Origin of the sequence: uncultured Salinibacterium sp., assembly GCF_963974405.1 — a bacterium.
In the GTDB taxonomy this organism is placed as follows: Bacteria; Actinomycetota; Actinomycetes; order Actinomycetales; family Microbacteriaceae; genus Rhodoglobus.
Genome location: NZ_CAXBBH010000002.1, coordinates 311,865 through 328,330, shown reverse-complemented (window position 1 = coordinate 328,330; position 16,466 = coordinate 311,865). Strand labels below are relative to the sequence as shown.

General features: G+C 62.8%; 15 protein-coding genes. 11 read left to right on the top strand and 4 right to left on the bottom strand.

Features of this window, described 5'->3' with window-relative positions; all coding sequences use genetic code 11:
* Positions 1 to 28: 28 nt before the first annotated feature.
* The 3 genes from AACZ26_RS09950 to AACZ26_RS09940 are packed head-to-tail and all read left to right on the top strand — an operon-like array spanning position 29 to position 3,821.
* Positions 29 to 817 carry a DeoR/GlpR family DNA-binding transcription regulator gene (locus AACZ26_RS09950; protein WP_339621200.1) on the top strand — a complete coding sequence of 263 codons (789 nt, stop codon included), beginning with the start codon at positions 29 to 31 and terminating at the stop codon, positions 815 to 817.
* A complete protein-coding gene (locus AACZ26_RS09945; RefSeq protein ID WP_339621198.1) occupies positions 814 to 1,776 on the top strand; it encodes a 1-phosphofructokinase family hexose kinase in 963 nt (320 codons plus the stop codon). Before AACZ26_RS09950 ends, AACZ26_RS09945 begins: the two co-directional genes overlap by 4 nt.
* 38 nt (positions 1,777 to 1,814) lie before the next feature.
* Positions 1,815 to 3,821, top strand: a complete 2,007-nt coding sequence (locus AACZ26_RS09940) for a fructose-specific PTS transporter subunit EIIC (RefSeq protein WP_339621195.1) — start codon at positions 1,815 to 1,817, stop codon at positions 3,819 to 3,821.
* 147 nt (positions 3,822 to 3,968) lie between these two features.
* Here the strand turns inward: AACZ26_RS09940 and rsmI are convergent, their stop codons facing one another.
* A complete protein-coding gene (gene rsmI, locus AACZ26_RS09935; RefSeq protein WP_339621193.1) occupies positions 3,969 to 4,784 on the bottom strand; it encodes a 16S rRNA (cytidine(1402)-2'-O)-methyltransferase in 816 nt (271 codons plus the stop codon).
* Positions 4,785 to 4,895: 111 nt separating this feature from the next.
* On the opposite strand from rsmI, the gene AACZ26_RS09930 reads away from it, so the two are divergent.
* Positions 4,896 to 5,765, top strand: a complete 870-nt coding sequence (locus AACZ26_RS09930; protein WP_339621625.1) for an EamA family transporter — start codon at positions 4,896 to 4,898, stop codon at positions 5,763 to 5,765.
* Between the two features lie 87 nt (positions 5,766 to 5,852).
* Here AACZ26_RS09930 and AACZ26_RS09925 read toward each other — a convergent pair whose 3' ends face one another.
* Positions 5,853 to 8,399 (bottom strand): MMPL family transporter, encoded by a 2,547-nt coding sequence (locus AACZ26_RS09925; RefSeq protein ID WP_339621191.1) that lies wholly within the window; start codon positions 8,397 to 8,399, stop codon positions 5,853 to 5,855.
* Positions 8,400 to 8,538: 139 nt separating this feature from the next.
* Here AACZ26_RS09925 and AACZ26_RS09920 point away from each other — a divergent pair, with 139 nt between their 5' ends.
* From AACZ26_RS09920 to AACZ26_RS09905, 4 genes are all read left to right on the top strand, one after another.
* Positions 8,539 to 9,108: a TetR/AcrR family transcriptional regulator gene (locus AACZ26_RS09920; RefSeq protein ID WP_339621189.1), complete on the top strand. Its 570-nt coding sequence runs from the start codon at positions 8,539 to 8,541 to the stop codon at positions 9,106 to 9,108.
* A 74-nt stretch (positions 9,109 to 9,182) separates the two neighbouring features.
* Positions 9,183 to 10,862, top strand: coding sequence for a phospholipid carrier-dependent glycosyltransferase (locus AACZ26_RS09915; RefSeq protein ID WP_339621187.1), 1,680 nt, complete (start codon positions 9,183 to 9,185; stop codon positions 10,860 to 10,862).
* A 102-nt stretch (positions 10,863 to 10,964) separates the two neighbouring features.
* On the top strand, positions 10,965 to 12,269 hold the full coding sequence (locus AACZ26_RS09910) for an O-acetylhomoserine aminocarboxypropyltransferase/cysteine synthase family protein (RefSeq protein WP_339621185.1): 1,305 nt from the start codon (positions 10,965 to 10,967) through the stop codon (positions 12,267 to 12,269).
* A 2-nt stretch (positions 12,270 to 12,271) separates the two neighbouring features.
* Positions 12,272 to 12,844: a CoA-binding protein gene (locus AACZ26_RS09905; RefSeq protein WP_339621184.1), complete on the top strand. Its 573-nt coding sequence runs from the start codon at positions 12,272 to 12,274 to the stop codon at positions 12,842 to 12,844.
* A gap of 11 nt (positions 12,845 to 12,855) precedes the next feature.
* Here AACZ26_RS09905 and AACZ26_RS09900 read toward each other — a convergent pair whose 3' ends face one another.
* Positions 12,856 to 13,611, bottom strand: coding sequence for a phosphotransferase (locus AACZ26_RS09900; protein WP_339621182.1), 756 nt, complete (start codon positions 13,609 to 13,611; stop codon positions 12,856 to 12,858).
* A gap of 44 nt (positions 13,612 to 13,655) precedes the next feature.
* On the opposite strand from AACZ26_RS09900, the gene AACZ26_RS09895 reads away from it, so the two are divergent.
* The 3 genes from AACZ26_RS09895 (at position 13,656) to AACZ26_RS09885 (ending at position 14,581) form a co-directional block, all read left to right on the top strand.
* Positions 13,656 to 14,000 (top strand): HNH endonuclease, encoded by a 345-nt coding sequence (locus AACZ26_RS09895; RefSeq protein WP_339621180.1) that lies wholly within the window; start codon positions 13,656 to 13,658, stop codon positions 13,998 to 14,000.
* A gap of 78 nt (positions 14,001 to 14,078) precedes the next feature.
* The gene (locus AACZ26_RS09890; RefSeq protein WP_197134372.1) at positions 14,079 to 14,324 is read left to right on the top strand and encodes a type II toxin-antitoxin system Phd/YefM family antitoxin; all 246 of its coding nucleotides are present in this window, start codon (positions 14,079 to 14,081) and stop codon (positions 14,322 to 14,324) included.
* Entirely contained in the window at positions 14,324 to 14,581 is a 258-nt protein-coding gene (locus AACZ26_RS09885) for a type II toxin-antitoxin system RelE/ParE family toxin (RefSeq protein WP_339621178.1), read from the top strand. The genes AACZ26_RS09890 and AACZ26_RS09885 overlap by 1 nt, the downstream gene beginning before the upstream one ends.
* On the opposite strand, the gene AACZ26_RS09880 is transcribed toward AACZ26_RS09885, so the two are convergent.
* Complete coding sequence (locus AACZ26_RS09880; RefSeq protein ID WP_339621176.1) at positions 14,578 to 16,458, bottom strand: DUF255 domain-containing protein; 1,881 nt, start codon at positions 16,456 to 16,458, stop codon at positions 14,578 to 14,580. The two genes, AACZ26_RS09885 and AACZ26_RS09880, sit on opposite strands and share 4 nt — an antisense overlap.
* Positions 16,459 to 16,466 lie beyond the last annotated feature (8 nt).

Genomic DNA, 16,466 nt, shown 5'->3' with positions numbered 1-16,466 from the left:
GGCGTGAGCAATCAAAGGAGATTACGGAATGTACGCAGAAGAGCGGCAACAGCACATAGAGGGACAACTTGCTGAAGCTGGTCGCGTTGCCGTAATCGAGCTTGCCCGCACCTTCGACGTTTCCAGCGAAACCGTCCGCCGCGATCTCGACCAGCTCGAAGCGCGAGGCATCCTCCGCCGCGTGCACGGCGGTGCAGTCTCCGCAGCTCGGATTAGTCGCGTCGAAGAAAGCGTCGCCGCACGCACCGACCGCAATTCCGATGCCAAAGAGCGCATTGCGCTGGCCGCAATGGCGCTCATTCCGTCCACCTTCACTGGCGCAATCAGCATCGACTCGGGCACCACGACAAGCCGGCTCGCTCAGCACTTGCGTTACTGGCAGCCCGCGGCATCCACGGGGTCACTGACCGTCATCACCAATTCGATCTCGATCGCGGCAATCGTGAGCGAGAACCCCCACATCGAAGTTCAGCTCATCGGCGGTCGCTTGCGCGGCATCACGGGCGCTGCGGTGGGTTCCGCGACTCTCAACCAGCTTTCGAGCATCCGCCCCGATATTGCGTTCTTGGGCGCCAATGGAGTGCACGCCGACTTCGGTTTCAGCACCCCCGACCCCGACGAAGCCGCCGTCAAGAGCGCCCTCACTCGAGGATCTCGTCGCGCGATCGCCCTCGTCGATGCGTCAAAACTCGGCATCGAAACGCTCATGAGCTTTGCGTCACTCTCGGAGGTAGACACCATCATCACCGACCAGTCGCCCGACGACGATCTCGCTCGAGCCCTTGAGCACGCGGATGTTGAAACGGTGATCGCATGATCGTCACCGTCACCGCCAACCCCAGCCTCGACCGCACGATCGAGCTCGACTCCGCTCTCGACCGCGGCGAAGTTCAGCGGTCGAGATCGAGCAGTGAGCAGCCAGGCGGAAAAGGCGTCAACGTATCGCGAGCGCTGATCGCGTCGGGTCTCGACACCGTTGCCGTGCTGCCCGGAGATGCCTCTGACCCCATGCTTGTTGCTTTGCGCGCCGAGCACACCCCCACGGCGGGACTGCCGATCGAGGGCCGTGTGCGCTCCAACGTGACGATCACCGAACCTGACGGCACAACAACCAAGATCAACGAGCCGGGCCCGCAGCTCACCACTGCTGATGATGCCGCTCTCATCGATCTCGTCGTCTCGCACGCTCGCCGTGCCGAATGGGTCGTTCTCGCGGGGTCGCTTCCTCCCGGCTTGAGCACTGATTTTTATGTGCGCGTCGTTCACGCCATTCGCGCCGCCACCGACGGCCCTCTGCCGCGCATTGCCGTCGACTCGTCGGGCGCGCCCATGCAGGCCCTCATCGAGTCCGGGGTTGGCGTTGACCTCATCAAGCCCAACTCTGAAGAACTCGCTGAACTCACGGGACTTCCCGACACCTTCGAGAGCGATCCGGATGCCGCGGCTGCCGCTGCGCTCACGCTCGTCTCGCGCGGCTGCCGGGCCGTACTCGCGACCCTCGGTTCGCGCGGAGCACTCCTCGTGACTGCCGACGAAACTTGGCGAGCCACCATGCCTCCCGTCGCTGCCAAAAGCACCGTCGGAGCAGGAGACGCCTCACTGGCCGGCTACCTCTTAGCGGATCAGCGCGGCGCCGCCCCCGAACGTCGCCTCGCTCAAGCTGTTGCTCACGGCGCAGCAGCCGCTTCACTGCCGGGCAGCACCATGCCAACCCCCGATCTCACCCATCCCGATGCTGCTGACGTGCACGTGCTCAGCCGTTCGGGCAACCAGTAAACCTCAGCACCTCAACTGCTGCATACAAGGAGAAAGCAATGTCGCAACTCATCACCCCCGACCTCGTGTTGTTGGATGCCGATCTCGGCACCGACCGCGCAGGTGTCATTCGTGCGCTGACGAATCTCGTCGCCGCACAGGGCCGCGCCACCGATGCAGAGTCGCTTTTTGACGACGCCTGGGCCCGTGAGCAGAAGACCGATACCGGAGTTCCTGGCGGTATCGCTATTCCTCACTGCCGTTCAGAAGCAGTCACCGAAGCAACTCTCGTCATGGCGCGGCTCGATCCCGCCGTCGACTTTGGCGCTACGGATGCTCCCGCCGACCTGATTTTCTTGATCGCTGCCCCCGCTGGCGCCGACGAACAACACCTCAAGGTTCTCTCCGCTCTTGCGCGGTCACTCGTGAACCCCGAGTACGTCGACAGCCTGCGTGCAGCGAAAACTCGCGAAGACATCGTCGCTCTCGTCGAGCAAGCCACAGCACCAGAAGAGAAAGCGGCGCCAGCGGCTCCCGCCCAGAATGCAGCCCCCACTGAGGGTGCTGCACGCCCCGTGCTCGTCGCCGTCACCGCCTGCCCCACCGGCATCGCCCACACCTACATGGCGGCCGATTCACTCGCCGCTGCCGCAGAACGTGCTGGCGTCGAACTCCACGTCGAGACTCAGGGCTCTTCAGGCGCAACGCCGCTTGATCCTGCGGTTATTGCTGCGGCATCCGCCGTCATCTTTGCCGTGGATGTGGATGTTCGCGACAAGGGCCGTTTCGCCGGCAAGGCTCTCGTGCAGTCACCCGTCAAGCGCGGCATTGACGCGCCAGACGCCATGATTGCTGAAGCTCTTGCCGCCGCTCAGGACCCCAAGGCCGCTCGCGTTGCCGGTGGTGCTGCCAGCGAATCCACCAGCAGCACTAAAGACGAGCACTTCGGTCAGACCGTCAAGCGCGCTCTGCTCACCGGTGTGAGCTACATGATTCCCTTTGTTGCCGGTGGCGGTCTGCTGATTGCCCTGGGCTTCCTGCTCGGCGGGTACCTCATCACGGAGACTGCGGGCGACATCATCGTTCAGAACAGCCTCTGGAACCTGCCTGATGGCGGAGTCGCGGCGTACTTGGGTGCTGCGGCATTCAAGATCGGTGCAGCATCGATGGGCTTCCTTGTTCCCGCCCTAGCCGGTTACATTGCGTACGCGATTGCTGACCGCCCCGGTATCGCCCCCGGCTTCACGGCCGGTGCGGTCGCTGGCCTCATGGGTGCTGGCTTCCTCGGCGGTATCGTCGGTGGACTCCTCGCCGGTGTTGCTGCTCACTGGCTCGCCCAGCGCAAGACTCCGAGCTGGTTCCGTGGTCTCATGCCCGTTGTCGTGATCCCACTGCTCGCGTCGATCTTTGCGTCCGGCCTGATGGTGCTGATTCTCGGTGGACCGATCGCGTCGCTCACCGTCGCACTCAACGACTTCCTCAATGGCTTGAACGGCGCATCCGCTGTCGTTCTCGGTCTCATTCTGGGAGCCATGATGGGTTTCGACCTCGGTGGCCCGGTCAACAAGGTGGCGTATTCCTTCGCGGTAGCTGGCCTCAGCGCCGGTGCGATCGACAATCAGGCACCGTGGATGATCATGGCCGCCGTCATGGCATCGGGAATGGTTGCTCCACTCGCGATGGCTCTCGCTTCGACCCTTCTCGCTCGTCGTCTGTTCTCGCCCGTCGAGAAGGAAAACGGCAAGGCAGCCTGGTTGCTCGGCGCTTCGTTCATCTCTGAAGGCGCCATCCCGTTCGCTGCTGCTGACCCGCTGCGTGTGATCCCTGCCAGTGCAATTGGTAGTGCGGTTACGGGTGGAATCATCATGGCGGCCGGCGTCACCTCGCAGGCACCGCACGGTGGCGTGTTCGTGTTCTTCGCGATCAACCCCTTCCCGATGTTCCTGGTCGCGATTGTCGCGGGAATGATCGTCACGGCACTGATCGTTATCTTGCTCAAGCGTTTCGTGCGCAAGAGCGAGACTGCGGTCGCTCCGGAAGCCGCTCAGGTTCCCGTCGCCGCCTAGCCTCCACCACTGGCTCGCGCTTTCGCCCGAGTCGCATCCCTGCACCGCTCTTCCGGGGCAGACAGGGAAGCGACTCGGGCGTTTGTCGTTTCTCCCGCGGCAGGCCTTCTCGTTGCAGAACGGTGGTTCCCGCGCGGTGCGACGCCGCTACTTCTTCTTGGCCTGCAGGGCCGCTTCGTAAAGGTCGCGCTTACTCAACCCGGTTTGCTCAGCGACCTCGGCTGATGCTTCTTTCAACCGTGCACCGTCGGCCACGAGCGAGAGCACATACGTGACCGCCGTCGGCAGGTCGGATGTCGCGGGTGCGGCGCCTTCGACGACGAGGCAGATCTCACCCCGGGCACCATCCGCAAATTTCGCCGCGAGTTCGGCCGCTGTTCCGCGGGCGACTTCTTCGTACATTTTGGTGAGTTCGCGGCACACGACGGCGCGACGGTCGTCGCCGAGGGCGGTCGCGAGGTCGGCGAGGGCTGCGGGAAGACGATTGGGGCTTTCGAAGAACACCATGGTGCGTTCTTCGCGAGCGAGGCCACGGAAGTAGGCGACGCGTCCCTTGCGGGGAAGAAAGCCTTCGAAGCTGAAGCGGTCGGTCGGCAGTCCCGAGACGGCGAGCGCGGTGAGCACGGCACTCGGGCCGGGCAGCGCGGTGACCGTGACTCCGGCGGCGGCGGCTGCCGAGACGAGCGGGAATCCGGGGTCGCTGATGGCGGGCATCCCGGCGTCGCTGAGAACAAGCACATCGGCATCACGGGCGAGTTCGACGATTTCACTCGCCTTCTCTGACTCGTTGTGTTCGTGCAGCGGGATCAGCCGTGGGCGATTGTCAATGCCTAGGGCGCGCATGAGGTGCACGGTTGTTCGGGTGTCTTCGCTCGCGATCACTTCGGCGTTCGTGAGGGCCTCAATGAGACGCTGGGAGGCGTCGCCCAGATTGCCGATGGGAGTCGCCGCAAGAATGATCACTCCCCCATTCTCCCACCCGCACCGTTCGCGTGCGGAGCACTGCTGCCGGGGTCGTAGTGTTGCACTATGTCGACTCCGTCACCCTTGAGGGGCACTCCCCTCGGCGCCGCAATGCTCGTCGTCTTTGGCTTGATCTTTCAAGACGTGGGTGCTTCGGTTGCCGTGCTGTTGTTCCCCGAAGTCGGCCCTGGCGGAATGGTGTCGTTGCGACTCGTGTTCTCGGCCGCGATTTTGCTCGCGATCGCGCGACCCAATCTGCGCGCCATCTCGAAGCGCGCCTGGCTTATGGCGTTGGTGTTCGGCATTTCGCTCGGCGGGATGAACCTGCTGTTCTATGAAGCGCTCTCTCGGGTTGATCTGGGGGCAACGGTCACGATCGAGGTGCTCGGGCCTCTCGTGCTGTCTGTGATCGTGGCGCGGCGGGCAAGTGCGTGGCTGTGGGCGGTGCTCGCTTTTGCGGGAGTCGCCCTGTTGAGCCTCGGCAGCATCGGCTTTCTCGACCCCGTCGGCGTCGCCTTCGCGCTGGCCGCCGCAGTGTCGTGGGCTGGCTATATTTTGGCGTCGCGCAAGACTGGGCAGGTCTTTGCCGGGTTGGATGGTCTCGCCATCGCCATGGCAATCGGCGCGATCATCAGCCTCCCTTTTGGCATCTCTCAAGCGGGCAGCACTCTGCTCGAGCCGTCCATTCTGGTGCGGGGGCTCGCGGTGGCTATTTGTTCCTCAGCGATCCCCTATGCCCTCGAACTCATTGCCTTGCGGCGCATCTCTGCTGCCGCTTTCTCGGTGCTGATGGCGTTGGCTCCGGCTATCGCGACGGGTGCGGGATTCTTCGTGCTCGGCCAGAGCATCACGCTCGTGCAGGGTGTCGGAATCGCCCTCGTTATTGCGGCCTCGATTGGGGCGGTGCGGGCGGCCTCCCGCGTGCCGGGCGCTCCGGGAGCGGGCCCGAACGCACTACTGCCCGAAGAGACCCCGCTTTAAGGCGGAACCCCTCCGGGCAGTGTGCGCTAAGTACTGTGCGCGAAGTACTGTGCACGACTAAACATGCGCGAGGTACGCGAGGCTGACTTAGTGCGCGGTGCCTGTCGGTGTCGCGGTCGCGCTAGGTGCGTCATCCGTCTCGGCCGCGTGCATGGGGTGGCTGCGCTCAAGCGCGGCACCTTCAACATCGACACTCGGAATGATGCGGTCAAGCCACTTCGGCAACCACCACGCGGATGCACCGAGCAGGTGCATGAGCGAGGGGATGAGCAACATGCGCACAACGAATGCGTCGAAGAGCACACCAATTGCAAGGCCGAATCCGATGGGTCGCACCATCGCGAGGTGGGAGAACACGAAGCCACCGAAGACGGCGATCATGATGATCGCTGCAGCGGTCACCACTGCTCGGCCGCTGCGGAGTCCGCTCATGACCGCGGCCTTGGCAGGCACGCCGTGAACGTACGCCTCTCGCATGCCTGACACGAGGAACAACTGGTAGTCCATCGCGAGGCCAAAGAGCACACCCATGATGATGATCGGCGCAAAGTTCAGCACCGGGCCAGGGTCGGTGATGCCGAAGATCGCCCCCAACCATCCCCACTGGTAGACCGCGACGATGGCGCCGAAGGCCGCCAGGAGCGATAGGACGTATCCCGCGGTGGCGATGATCGGTACGAGGATCGAGCGGAACACGAGAATCAGAATCAGCAGGGATAGCCCGACAACAACCGCGAGGTACAGCGGCAACACTGATGCCAGCTTCTCTGAAATATCGATATTTCCGCTGGCGGTACCGGCAACCCCGAGAGCGATGTCTCCATCGATCGGTGAGCTATCGCGCAGGTTGTGCACGAGCGCTTCCGTCGAGACGCTAGAAGGCCCATCCGTGGGGATCACTTGGAAGGCGAAGAAGTCGTTCTCGTCAGAGACACCCACGGGAGCCACGGCGACAACGTCATCAAACGCCATCAGCTGATCAGCGAGGTCGGCCTGAGTTTTGAGAACATCATCTTCAGAAACCGCGTCCGGCAGACTTGCGGTGACCAAGAGTGCACCGTTCTGGCCGGCTCCAAACTCTTCAGCGACAAGCTTGTAGGAACGGTATTGGGTCGAATCTGCGGGCTCGGAGGAACCGTCTGGCAACCCCAAGCGCATCGACATCGCGGGAATAGCGATGATGAGAAGACCGATTACTGTCAGCACGAGAGTCGCTACCGCGCGACCGGTTCGCATCGGGCGCGGCGGCTTCTGCTGCTGAGACTCGTGGCCGATCTTGGCGCGTGATCGACGCGACAGCACTCGCTTGCCGAGAAGAGACAGCAGCGCTGGGGTAAGGCTGACTGCGATCAGAACTGAAATCAGCACGCAGACGGCGCCAACCGTTCCCATCACTCCCAGGAACGGGATTCCGCTGACGTTCAGCGCCAGCAAAGCGACGAGCACTGTAGAGCCGGCAAACAACACGGCGTTGCCGGAGGTTCCGTTGGCGAGACCGATTGATTCGTGAAGCTCCATACCGGCAGCGAGTTGCCTGCGGTGGCGTTGCACGATGAAGAGCGTGTAGTCGATTCCGACCGCGAGGCCAAGCATCACTCCAAGAATCGGGGTGACGGATGTCATCTGCACAACATCGGAGAAGGCCAGCGCTCCGGCGACACCAATTCCGACACCAATGACCGACGAAACGATGGGGAGCACGGCAGGCAGGAATGCGCGGAAAAGGATGAGCAAGACGAGCCCAGCCAAGATCACACCGACGATTTCACCGACACCGAGAAGGCCATCGGTGGAGTTAGCGATCGCCGAAGAGTAGTCAACCTGAACACCCGGGATATCGGCATTCTCGAGCTGCGATGCGATCGTGCTCTTGAGCTCTCCCGACACATCGAAAAGGTCGACGTCGAACGTGACGAGGCCCAAAGCCGTCGCCCCATCGTCGGAGATTGTGGTGATGTTGGCTGCCGCCTCCATGAGGCGCTCGCCATATTCGAGCTTCTGCTCGTTCTCTTCGATCGTCGCAGCGTTGTCATCGATCGTGGCTTGCTGCTCATCGATCTGTGCCATGCCGGCATCAATTTGGGCCTGCTGAGCCTCAAATTGCGCTACCGATGCGTCGTAGACACCGGCTGCTTTAGCTTGTTCGATCGCAGCATCGAGTTGCGCTTGACCGGCTTGCAGCTCCTGCTTCGCCGCATCCAGTTGCGTCTGACCGTCAACGAGCTGCTGTTTTCCGGCAGCGATCTGATCGCGGCCGTCAGAGAGTTCCTGTGCCTGTTCGCTGCGCTGAGCATCCGTTTCGAAGGGATCAATAACGCCGCTGACGTGGTCGAGCGGGGTCAAGTCTTCGAGAGTTGTGGTGATCTTCTCGCGTTGCTCGGCGGTGAACTTGTCGCCACTTTCGGAGGCGAAAACGATTGTCGCGGATGCACCGCTCACGTCTCCGATTCGATCACTGAGCTCTGCAGAGACCCGGTCTGTCTCAGTGCCCGGAATCGACATCGATGAGGTGAGGGTGCCACCGAAGAGAGCGAAAGCGCCCACGGCCAAACCCAAGACGGCGAGCCAGCTCACGATGACAAGCCACACGCGACGGGCCGAGAATCGGCCAAGGCGGTAAAGGAGTTCAGCCATGCTGAAAGAGACCTCTCGTTGGGGATATAAAACGAGCACGTCGTTGGGCCAGTGACCATGGTATTCGCAGAATTAGCGCTTTTCCAACAGTTGTCGGAAAACTCACGGTTTCAGGGCAAACATCTGTCAGAATCAACGGATGGATGCTCGAGTAGAACGAACCCGGCGAAGCCTGCAAGAGGCACTCTTCGCCCTCACTCAAGAGCGCCCTCTTGACGAAGTGACGGTCGGCGACATCGCCGAGCGTGCCGGAGTAAATCGCAGCAGTTTCTACCAGCACTACGCCGACAAAGAGACGCTGCTCGCCTTCGCTATCGAATCAGCCGCAGATGAAGCAGGCGTGCAACTGGCCGACCTCGATCCCGAAAGTGACGAAGCCCCGCCCGCCCTCACCAACTACCTGTCTCACATCGACTCGAACTCAGAGGTCTATTCGAGCGCGCTCAGCCCGCGCGGCTCCGCCCTTGTCGCGTCCCGCATGCGGGCTCGATTGAAGAAGATTGTGCGCGAAGGAATCCTGAGCCACAGCGCGGAGCACCGAGACGACCTCGCCTTGGAGATTGAAAGCGCAAGCATCACCGGCGCAACGTTCGGCATCATCGAAGCCTGGCTCGCGATGGATCCGCGCCCAGCTGCAGAAACCGCTGTCGCGTGGATCTGGCAATCATTCGGCACCCCCAGCGGGCGCTGGACGGCACCGCCCGAGTGATCCGCGAGGGCATACTGTCCTCACTCGGGCTGCGCTCGGCAGCAGCACGGCACAACGCTCAGTAACATTGCGGGGTGAGCCAGAGAACCCCGCGCGACTTCGATGAACTACTGTCGAGCGCCCCCGACACCTCTGGTGAAAGCGAAAACGCCGCATCGCCTCTCCCTCACTCACCGTCGCACACACCCCGTCACCACGATGAAGGTTCCCGCCTCGATGACTGGTGGGCGGCGAGAAATCCCGTGCTCCAGCGGTGGCTCGGGTGGGCTGGGCCGGCGATAGTGCTGGTGATCGCGGCGTTCACGCGATTGGTGGGCCTCGGGCATCCGTCGTCGCTGGTTTTTGATGAGACCTTCTATGTGAAGGATTCGTGGACTCTTGTGAACCTCGGCTACGAGGCGCAGTGGCCCGCCGAAGCGGATGCCCTGTTCAACGGCGGCAAAGTCAACATCTTCTTGAACGATCCGTCGTTTGTCGTGCATCCGCCGCTTGGCAAATGGTTGATCGGCTTGGGCATGCTGCCGGGCGGAGGCGAAGACCCTTTCGGCTGGCGCATCGCCACCGCCATCGTCGGCATTCTCGCGGTCGTCGTGCTCATGCTGATCGCCAAGAAACTGTTCGGCTCCACTGTGCTCGCCACCCTCGCGGGGCTGCTCCTGGCGATCGACGGAAACGCCATTGTCATGAGCCGGGTAGCGCTTCTCGACAACTTTGTGATGATCTTCGCCCTGCTCGGTGTTGGTGCGATGCTGCTGGATCGAGAGCACTCTGCCTCCCGGTTGGCGATGTGGATCAGCAGACGCGGGATGCGAGGCGCCAGCACTGAGTGGGGGCCAGCGCTGTGGTGGCGACCGTGGCTCATCGCCGCCGCCATCGCCTTTGGGCTTGCCGCCGCGGTCAAATGGAACGGCCTCTATTTCTTGGCCGCCTTCGCCGTCTACAGCCTCGTGGTGGATGCCCTGGCTCGCCGTCGCGCCGGCATCAGCTTTTGGGGTTCCGGCACCCTGTTCAAGCAAGCCCCCGTCAGTTTTCTACTCACCGTGCCGGTAGCTTTGCTCGTGTACCTCAGCACGTGGATCGGCTGGTTTCTCAGCGACAACGGCTACGACCGCTCGTGGGCCGAGACCGATGGCAATGCGTGGGCGGGAGCCTTCAGCTGGGTGCCTCTCGACATCCAAAGTCTGTGGCATTTTCAGTCGAGCGTGTACAGCTACCACGTGGGCGAAAGCCGACCGCACCCTTATCAAGCCAACCCGCTGACGTGGCTGCTGCTCATCCGCCCGACGAGCATGTTCTACGAAAACCTGTCCCGCGGCGAAGACGGCTGTCTTGCGGATGCCTGTGGCGCTTCGATCTCGGGAATCGCCAACCCCATCATTTGGTGGGCGGCCACCGCAGCCGTGCTCTACCTCGTGTATCGACTTGTGCGCTACCGCCAGTGGCAGACCGGTTTCATTCTGATGGGCGTCGCCGCGGGTTACCTACCGTGGTTGCTGTACTTGAACCGCACCGTTTTTCAGTTCTACACAATCGTGTTCGAGCCGTACCTGATTTTGGCGCTCGTTGCCGCGCTCGGGGTGATCATCGGCAGATCCGACGACGATCGCTACCGACGCACGAGCGGGCTCGGCGTCGCCGCCGTCTTTGTCGTCGTCGCCATCGCGGTCAGCGTGTTCTTCTGGCCGCTCTGGACCGGCCAGACGATCGACTACGACCTGCTGCGACTGCGCTGGTGGTTGCCCACCTGGGTTTAGGCCAGCCCGGGTTCGGCCTTTCGCGGTCGAAACCCGGCCACTTCATGGCGTTCTGTTACGTCGAAAGTCCGCCGACGGCATCCGTTTCTGTAGCCTGAGCCTATGGCTGATCGAGACTATGGTTTTCGCACGCGCGCGATTCATGCGGGCAACATCCCTGATGAGGCGACAGGATCTCGCGCCCTGCCGATCTATCAAACGAGCGCGTATGTCTTTGATGACACTGCGGATGCCGCAGCCCGCTTCGCTTTGCAAAAGTACGGCAACATCTATTCTCGGCTTGCCAACCCGACGGTCGCGAGCTTTGAGGAACGAGTGGCGTCGCTTGAGGGCGGACTCGGCGCTGTGGCGACCGGCAGCGGGCTGAGTGCGCAGTTCATCACTTTTGCTTCGCTCGCGGGTGCTGGCGATCACATTGTCTCGAGTGCCAATCTCTATGGCGGCTCGATTACGCAGTTGGATGTCACGCTGCGCCGTTTCGGCGTCGACACCACGTTTGTGCGCTCCTCCGACCCTGCCGACTATGCGGCGGCCATCACGGACAAGACGAAGCTGATCTTTGCGGAAACTATCGCCAACCCCTCGGGCGAGATTGCCGACATTGAGGGTTTGGCCGAGGTTGCACACGCCCACAATCTGCCCCTCATCATCGACTCGACGGTGGCCACTCCGTATCTGAACCGGCCGATCGAGTGGGGCGCGGATGTTGTCACCCACTCGGCAACCAAGTTTCTCGGCGGTGCCGGCACAACTCTCGGCGGTGTTGTCGTGGAGAGCGGCCGTTTCGATTGGGCAACCGACCGTTTTCCACTCTTCGATGAAACAGTGCCGAGCTACGGCGGCCTCAACTGGAGCGGCAACTTCGGCGAATACGCCTTCCTCACGCGATTGCGGGCTGAGCAGCTTCGCGACATCGGCCCCGCCCTTTCGCCGCACTCTGCGTGGTTGCTTGCGACTGGCGTGGAGACGCTTCCCTTCCGCATGCAGGCGCACGTCGACAACGCGCGTCTGGTTGCCGAATGGCTTGAGGCCGATTCGCGCATCGAGAAGGTGTACTGGGCTGGTTTGCCGGGGCATCCACACTTCGAACGCGCCCAGAAGTATTTGCCGAAGGGTGCCGGTTCGGTCTTCTCGTTTGAGGTTCGTGCAACAGGAACGCAGAGCAGCCGTGCGGTTGGCCAGAAGTTCATCGAAAGCGTGGAGCTGGCCAGCCATCTCGCCAACATTGGCGATGCGAAAACGCTCGTGATTCATCCCGCATCCACAACGCACGCGCAGCTCACCGAGCAGCAGCTCACCGATGCGGGCGTACTGCCCGGGGTGGTGCGCATCAGCGTCGGCATCGAAGACCCCGAAGACATCATCGATGACCTCGATCAGGCACTGACCGAAGCGACGAAGGGCTAAGGATGTCGTCAGAAGAAGTGCAGACCACCCAGCTCAGCAACGGGCTCACGTGCGATCTGCCGGCCAGTTCACCGCTCGCGAAGTTGCTGAAATCACAGCGCACCTGGGTGGGACCCGACGCGAAACAACGCCTCGCGATTTTGCGTCAAGCGAAGTCGATTGCGATTGTGGGTGCGTCGCCGAACCCTGCCCGCTCAAGTTATTTCGTGGGCACGTATCTGCTGCAGTCGAGCGACTACCGCGTGTATTTCGTGAACCCGAACGCCGACGAAATCTTGGGCCACAAGGCCTACCCCGACCTCGCTTCGCTTCCCGAAGTTCCCGACATCGTTGACGTATTTCGCAAAGCGAGCGACATCCCCGCCGTCATCGATGACGTGCTGGCCATCGGTGCCCCCACCGTCTGGGTACAGCTGGGAATCTGGAATCAGGATGCCGCCGTCTACGGCGAATCGAAGGGACTCTCGGTCGTCATGGACCGCTGCCTCAAAGTCGAACACGCACGCTTCCACGGCGGGCTGCACTTGCTCGGCTTCGATACCGGGGTTATCTCCTCGCGTCGCGCAGGGCGCTAGACGACCGGCCTTCAGTTCGGTTGCTGGCTCGTTCGACGCTCGTCGGCCATGAGCTCGCGCAGAAAGTTCGCGTCGCGGTCATACTCAGCGGCTTCGTCGCGCAAGTGCGGTTTCTCAAGTTCCACAGCCTTGTCGAGAGACATCTGCGCGAGGTCGTGGAGTCTGATAGCTGCCACACGAAGAATGTCGCTCCACGTCGCATCCGAACCGTAAGCGGCCAAGAGAAGCTCTACTCGGCGACGGGCATCATCCATCCCCGGCGCGTTGTCGGGGGTCACCGATGTCAGCGGCACGGCTCGCGTCGCGAAGTAGGCGAGATCCCAGAGCCGGGGGCCTGGCGAACACATATCGAAGTCGATTGCTCCTACGATCTCTCCGTCAACGAAGGCCAGATTGTGGGGTGAAAAGTCGTTGTGGCAGATGACCTCTGCTGGGATCTTCGCCGGCGACTGCCAGACAGCACCGTCTAGACCGAATCCGATACTGGCGTCGTGAAGCTGCCGAAGGCGGCGGGCGCCCTGCTCAAGCACGGCATCCGGCCACACCCAGTCGGGCAACGGATACAGCGGCACATCGCCCTCAATAAAGGAGAGGCGTTCCCGGCCGCTCTCGATGCCGAGTGGACGCGGTGCCCAATTGATTCCCGCCACCGCAAGATAGTCGAGGTAGCGGTGCACCGTCGGCGTCCACGCACCAACGCTGCGTAATACAGTGTTGCCGCTGCGTTCGACGGCGTTCATGTTTCCGCCGGCAAGAAATCCGTCCATGGTTTCAGCCTAGGCGGAGGTCGACGGTGCACTAACTTAGCGGTATGGCTGTAGCTCAGACTCGACGCGCGCGTGCTGCACGGCGCCGCAAACGTCGGGTCGATGCAGCCGACAACGATCTCACTGCTGAGCAGTGGGAGGAACTCAAGCGCGAATGGGGCGGCTGCGCCTATTGCACCGCCACCGACTCTGCACTCCAGAAGGACTGCGTGCAGCCGATCTCCCGCGGCGGCAGCTACACCGTCGGCAATGTTGTGCCCGCCTGCGGCTCGTGCAACGCGAGTAAAAGCAACAGCGAAGTGACGTCGTGGATGCGCCGCAAACGCCTCGACGAACGTGCCTTCCTCACCCAATACGTGCACGTGCGGCAGGCGCTGGGGATTCTCTAGCTCGCAGGCGCTGGTGTCTTGGCGGCCGCGTTGTGCCTCGTGATGTACATTTCAGGGTTGCAAACGTACACTTGAGCTATGTCAACCACCAGCATCGCGGATGCCCGCAAGAACTTCTCCGAGGTCATCGCCACGTCGGAGCGCGAAGCTGTGTTCATCGAGCGTCGCGGACAGCGCGCGGCCGTTGTCGTGAGCCCAGAGCAGTATGAGCGCATGATGGATGCACTAGAAGATGCTGAAGACGTTGCTGCCTTTGACGAAGCGATGGCCGACGAGGGCCCGAACATTCCTTGGGATCAGGTCAAGGCAGATCTGGGCTGGTAATGGCCTATCGCATCGAGGTCACGCCCGCCGCGGCGCGCGCCCTTGAACGGGTTAACCATCAGCATCGCGACAGAATTCGTGGCGCGATCGCACTGCTCGCCCAAGACCCACGGCCTCCGGGTGCCAGGGCGCTTCAGGGGCTTCCGGGGTTTCGCGTGCGCATCGGTGACTACCGCATCGTCTACACAATTCAGGATGACGTGTTGCTCGTAGTCGTCATCACGCTGGGGCATCGGCGCGACGTCTACACGCGCTAGTTCGCGCTCAGCAGCGCCTCCAGCGCACGCGCATCCGTGAGTGGCAAGCGGCACACAAACTCTTCGCACAGGTAGGCCGTGGGTGCGCCGTCAGTGGCGGTGCGTGCAGCAAACAGCTCGAAACCGGATGCCGCAAAAGCGTCTGCCTGAGTCTGCGAGACCGCGACACCAATGCCTCCAGCGCGGTGCAGCTTGCGGGCCAGAATCGTGAGCTCGTCGCCCGCCTCATCCCCGGTCACGACGACGAGCTGGCGCAAGGGTGCACCGAGCTCCGACATGAGAGTGAGGGCGGTTCCGAACGAGATCGGTTGCTGGGCTGCGAGTTGGCCGACCAGCTTCATGGACGCTTCGGCGGGATCCCGGTATTGGGCGTCGCCGGTGAGGGCGAAGAGGGTGTGAGCGGCGGCGGCCATCGCGCTGAGGCCACTGGGGTGGGCTCCGTCGCTGATGTCAGCTTCGGTGGAGAGACCTTGGGCGGCGAGCACTGAATCACTGCCGCCGGGGAGGCCGAAGGGTGAGCTACCTGACCCTGCGGCGCCCGCTGCGAGCGCTCCGTCGATGAGGTCGCGCGCGGCAAGCGCGTAGCGAACCTCGCCGGTAGCGATCGAGAGTTCGAGCAGACCTTGAGCGAGCATCCCGCTGTCTTCGAGGGTTGCTGCCGCCTCGGAGAGGATGCCGTCGATCGACGTGCGCACGAGCCGCTTCCCCGCATCGCCAGCACCACCAACACCCACGTGCTCAGCCAGCAGAAAGTCGGCGGCACCGCGGGCCAGCGCGATCCACTCGGGGTTGCCGTGACGTGCGCCGGCCAAGGCGAGTGCTTCGATGGCGAGACCGTTCCAGCCGGTGAGAATCTTGTCGTCGCGGGGCGGGGCTTCGACGCGGGCGCGGCTCGCGGCATCCAGCGAATAGTAGAAGCCTTCGACGCGCTTGCCGTCGACGGTGCTCTCGGAATCGAGGCCCGATGCGAAAGCTCCCGAGGGCAGCAGCAGTTTGTCGCGCAAGAACTCGGCGACGCCTGTGGCAACCTTGGCCGAGTCGGCGAGCGCATACGCGGCGAGCAGTTGGGCGTTGTCGTAGAGCATGCGTTCGTAGTGCGGGTCGCTCCAGTCGGCCTGGGTGGAGTAGCGGAAGAAGCCGCCATCGACCGGGTCGCGCAGGGCGGATGCCGCCATCGCCTTCAGCGTGCGGTCAGCGAGACCGGCTGCCTCGGGCGAGTGTTCGGCGGAGCGGGCACCGCGATCGAGAAGGAACCGCAGCACCGGCGTCACCGGAAATTTGGGGGCGTCGCCGAATCCGCCATGCTCGAGATCTTCGGCGGCAGCAAGCGCATCGATTACGGGCGCGAAGTCGGCGACGAGCTCACTCTCGACACCGCGGCTCTGGGCGAGCGCTTGGGCTATCGCACTGCCGCTGGTCTCGACCTGTTCGCGGCGGGTGAGCCACGCATCCGCCACCGATTCGAGCACTTGCCGGAATGCCGGATGCTGCCCCACAGCGGTCGGCGGCCAGTAGGTGCCGGCAAAGAATGCTCGCCCCGCTGGCGTGACGAACACGTTGAGGGGCCAGCCCAGGTTGGGCGTGAAGGCGGATGCCGCCGCCAGGTAGGTGGAGTCCACTTCGGCGTGCTCTTCGCGGTCGACTTTGATCGCTACAAAGTTCTCGTTGAGGTAGGCGGCCAGTACGGGGTCGCTGAATGATTCGCGCGCCATCACATGACACCAGTGGCACGTGGAGTAGCCGATGGAGACGAGCACGGGCACATCGCGGCGTTCCGCTTCGGCAAAAGCTTCGGCAGACCACTCCCACCAGTCCACCGGATTGGTGGCGTGTGATCTCAGGTACGGGCTCGCAGCAGTTTCCAGACGATTGGGCATAGTCTCAG

Coding starts and splice junctions, on each gene's coding strand:
- AACZ26_RS09950 (WP_339621200.1), top strand. CDS start 29: ATGTACGCAGAAGAGCGGCAACAGCACATAGAGGGACAACTTGCTGAA.
- AACZ26_RS09940 (WP_339621195.1), top strand. CDS start 1,815: ATGTCGCAACTCATCACCCCCGACCTCGTGTTGTTGGATGCCGATCTC.
- AACZ26_RS09890 (WP_197134372.1), top strand. CDS start 14,079: ATGTCAACCACCAGCATCGCGGATGCCCGCAAGAACTTCTCCGAGGTC.
- AACZ26_RS09930 (WP_339621625.1), top strand. CDS start 4,896: ATGCTCGTCGTCTTTGGCTTGATCTTTCAAGACGTGGGTGCTTCGGTT.
- AACZ26_RS09925 (WP_339621191.1), bottom strand. CDS start 8,399: ATGGCTGAACTCCTTTACCGCCTTGGCCGATTCTCGGCCCGTCGCGTG.
- AACZ26_RS09905 (WP_339621184.1), top strand. CDS start 12,272: ATGTCGTCAGAAGAAGTGCAGACCACCCAGCTCAGCAACGGGCTCACG.
- AACZ26_RS09880 (WP_339621176.1), bottom strand. CDS start 16,458: ATGCCCAATCGTCTGGAAACTGCTGCGAGCCCGTACCTGAGATCACAC.
- AACZ26_RS09945 (WP_339621198.1), top strand. CDS start 814: ATGATCGTCACCGTCACCGCCAACCCCAGCCTCGACCGCACGATCGAG.
- AACZ26_RS09895 (WP_339621180.1), top strand. CDS start 13,656: ATGGCTGTAGCTCAGACTCGACGCGCGCGTGCTGCACGGCGCCGCAAA.
- AACZ26_RS09900 (WP_339621182.1), bottom strand. CDS start 13,611: ATGGACGGATTTCTTGCCGGCGGAAACATGAACGCCGTCGAACGCAGC.
- AACZ26_RS09910 (WP_339621185.1), top strand. CDS start 10,965: ATGGCTGATCGAGACTATGGTTTTCGCACGCGCGCGATTCATGCGGGC.
- AACZ26_RS09885 (WP_339621178.1), top strand. CDS start 14,324: ATGGCCTATCGCATCGAGGTCACGCCCGCCGCGGCGCGCGCCCTTGAA.
- AACZ26_RS09920 (WP_339621189.1), top strand. CDS start 8,539: ATGGATGCTCGAGTAGAACGAACCCGGCGAAGCCTGCAAGAGGCACTC.